The organism is Archangium sp. (assembly GCF_036277355.1).
Classification (GTDB): domain Bacteria; phylum Myxococcota; class Myxococcia; order Myxococcales; family Myxococcaceae; genus Archangium.
The window spans coordinates 1-2492 of sequence record NZ_DASUNC010000192.1 but is presented as its reverse complement, the minus strand read 5'-3'; the positions used below and the strand labels follow the sequence as shown (position 1 = coordinate 2492).

Below are 2492 nucleotides of genomic sequence, written 5' to 3'. Positions count from 1 at the left end.
TGACGCCTGGAGGCACATACCGCCGGACCAGGGTGCCATCGAGTCGATACAGCTCATGAATGGCCTTGTTGTCCGCCCGAACCATCGAGTCGAAGGCATCCAGCTCGCGCTGCAAGTCCCGCGAGTTGGAGACATGGTTTGTATTGTGTCGTACGCCATCGGGCCGGATTGACGAGGCATCTGGCTTGCGGAAATTGACCCCCTTGGTGGGTCTCCGGTCGTAGACCTCGACCTTGCCAGCGCTCTGCTGGGGCTTGTTCTTCCTCAAGTCCCAACAATTTCGCGGAGCGACTCCTGGTACTACAGTGGGACTTCCAAAACAGATTGAGAAACGTCGCGCTGGCCGGGGGCAATAGAGGAACCTGACTGGAGGACAACCAGGGGGCGAGGACGTTGGGAGTGGCTGCGCAGGTGGAGTGGTTGAACCCAATGGGAGAAGTCGCATTCCCAGCGGGGAAAATGAATCAAGCCTGGTGGTGGGGTCGGGGGAGTGCTACCACCCCGGCCGCATGAACCGCTCTCCGTGGCTCTGGTTGTTGCTCGGCTGGGTTCTCCTCCAGGCCTGTGTGGGGGCCCGTGCGCCTTCCGCTTCCTCGTTCGCATACGAGAGCGCGGGCAGCGGTGGGCAGGAGGAGGTGGCCCTCGGCCCCCGGTTCCGCTTTCCACGCCCCGCGAAATCTCCTGCTCCCAGCAAACCTTTGCCGGGCATTCATTTCTGACCATGCGAGAGATTCTCGAGCTCAGGCTGTCAGAGGAGGAGGCCAGACTGCATGTGCCTCCAGGCGTGGGTGAGACGCTGCCGCTGGGGCACGTTCGTCGTTTGCTGCTGGATGTCAACAACCCCCTGGTGGAGCAGCTACGGGCCGTCGAGTTGGAGTACCGCGCCCGGGGCACCACGCTCTTCAGCATGTGTGACGTGGAGCGCCACTACACACCACGCGAGCTGCGAGCCGCCGAGTACGTCATGGTGGGGTTCTGGCCCTTCTTCCGCCCTACGGGCGTGGAATGTGGCACCGTCTACGACGACTCCACTGCCTGTGCGCGTTGCGGCTCCGGGGCCCGGCAGGTGAACGAGCTGCACCTGGAACTGCGCCGCATCCCCAAGAGCCGTGACCTCGCCATCACCCAAGGCGGGGAGTACGTCATCTCTTCCCGGCTCGTCGAGGTTCTTCGCCAGCACCGCATCACCGGCTACGAGTTGCGCCCCATCGTGAGCAGGGGCGGCAGGCCGACCTCGGACCATCACCAGCTCGTCATCCCCTCTGCCACGGCCGAGGTCGTTCCTCCCACCCAGGCGGGGGGCAGCTGCCTCTACCCGGAGCCCGATTCGAGCCGTTGTCCCGACGGCCATGTCCTCGGTCACCAGTTGCTCTCGTCTCTCCATGTCTCGAGCGACAGCCTCGGGGACCTGGACTGGGTGTTCACCCGGCAGAAGTTCGGCAGGCGTGGCAATCTCTACCATCCCTACTCGATGATGATCGTCACCCAGCGGCTCTACCGCCTGCTGGCGGAGCAGAAGGTCCGCCACCTCCATGCCGAGGTGGTCCACCTCGTGTGAGGGAGCAGGGCGGACCCTTGCCCTCGCATCTCAGAGCGCGATGCGCTCGCCCACGGCGGGCGGGGTGAAGGGGCGCAGCGCGCCATCCTTCCTGCCACCAGGCGAGCGGCTTCGGCATGCCGCGCGTGACCATCATCATCGGGATGTACATGGCGATGGTCGGGGTCGGGATGGGGAAGACGACCAGGCGCTGCTGGGGGAGCCGCGAGTAGTCCAACTCGCGCTCGAGCGTGAGGAGGGTCGGCTCCGTCTGGGCCTGGCCCTGCCGGAAGGCCAGCGTCATCAGGGGCCAGAGCAGCGGGGCCAGCACCAGGTGCATGAGCGCGAGCACGGCGGCTCCGGCCGCCACGCCCCGGGGACGCCAGCCGCGCGCCCGCGAGCGCCACGCATCCACGAGCACCAGCGCCACGGCCACCGAGCCGCCCAGGCCCGGGACGAGCAGCAGCCGGTTGGAGGGGAAGGTGGCCGCCACCGGCAGCAGCGACAGCGCCGCGCCCAGGAAGAGCCAGCGGCCGTGCCGGCGCTCGTCCTCGGAGAGGCGGGGCCACGCGGCGCGCACCAGCGGCACCATCATCCCCAGCCCCAGCAGCCCCACGCCCACCAGCGCGGGACGGACCTGCTCGCCGGCCAACCACAGGTCCGCGGGCACCTCCAGCACCAGCCCGCCGAGCAGCACCGGCAGCCGCGCCAGCGCCCCCACCAGGAAGCGCCCGGGCTCGCCCAGGGGATCCAGGTAGGAGCCGGAGCCGTAGGCACCGTAGCCATGCAGCTTGTACATCCCCAGGTAGACGAGCTGTAGCTGCACCGTGTCCATCGTGTGACTCATTTCCTGCCTTGGTCATTCAGGGGAAGCTGACGCCTGGAGGCACATACCGCCGGACCAGGGTGCCATCGAGTCGATACAGCTCATGAATGGCCTTGTTGTCCGCCCGAA

3 protein-coding genes are annotated in these 2492 nt (G+C 66.9%); 1 reads left to right on the top strand and 2 read right to left on the bottom strand.

The window, feature by feature from the left end; all coding sequences use genetic code 11:
- Positions 1-268: hypothetical protein (locus VFZ09_RS46955; RefSeq protein ID WP_329734370.1), on the bottom strand; the 268-nt coding region annotated here is incomplete at its 3' end.
- A gap of 504 nt (positions 269-772) precedes the next feature.
- Between VFZ09_RS46955 and VFZ09_RS46950 the strand changes: the two genes are divergently transcribed.
- Positions 773-1558 carry a hypothetical protein gene (locus VFZ09_RS46950; RefSeq protein ID WP_329734369.1) on the top strand — a complete coding sequence of 262 codons (786 nt, stop codon included), beginning with the start codon at positions 773-775 and terminating at the stop codon, positions 1556-1558.
- Here the strand turns inward: VFZ09_RS46950 and VFZ09_RS46945 are convergent.
- Positions 1482-2372: a hypothetical protein gene (locus VFZ09_RS46945; RefSeq protein ID WP_329734368.1), complete on the bottom strand. Its 891-nt coding sequence runs from the start codon at positions 2370-2372 to the stop codon at positions 1482-1484. The genes VFZ09_RS46950 and VFZ09_RS46945 overlap by 77 nt on opposite strands.
- Positions 2373-2492: the final 120 nt, after the last annotated feature.